This window comes from Vibrio sp. 2033 (assembly GCF_033339735.1).
Map to the genome: position 1 here is coordinate 1 of NZ_JAWOVC010000872.1, position 511 is coordinate 511.

Sequence of the window (511 nt, forward strand, 5' to 3'; positions counted from 1 at the left end):
CCGCGATACCATTCCTCTTTCATTTATGTGCGACCTGGTTATTGGTATCCACCTTATCGTGGTCGTTATTACTATTACCATAACGATCTGGTTGGCATCGCTACGTTTGCGATTTTCGCTGGAGTGACCTACGCCATTGTGCAAGACGCCTATTATCAACAGCGCGGCAGTCGTTACGTGTATGTCCAAAACCCACCAGCCGGAAATTACACAGTCATCAGTGGTAGTGATGTTTTACCTAACTCAGCGTCAACAACAACGAGCTTAAGTACTGTGACAACCTCACCCAACTCTTATTCTGCCTCTCCTAACCAAGTGAGCACTACGACAACAGAGGCAAGCAAAACCATCACTAGGAAAACCCCAAGCCCTTATAAGCTTGGCGAAATTGTTGACTCACTTCCCCACACCAAGCAGACGGTAGTGATAGACGGGCAAAGCTATTTCAAATACCAAGACACATGGTTTGCGCCACTTAGGGCAGATCGTAAATATGTAGTCGTTGAGTCAC

Annotated in this window: 1 pseudogene; it reads left to right on the forward strand. The window is 46.6% G+C overall.

Annotation, left to right across the window (positions count from 1 at the left end):
* Positions 1 to 511 (forward strand): annotated as a pseudogene (locus tag R7P74_RS29565) (hypothetical protein); the annotation flags it as partial.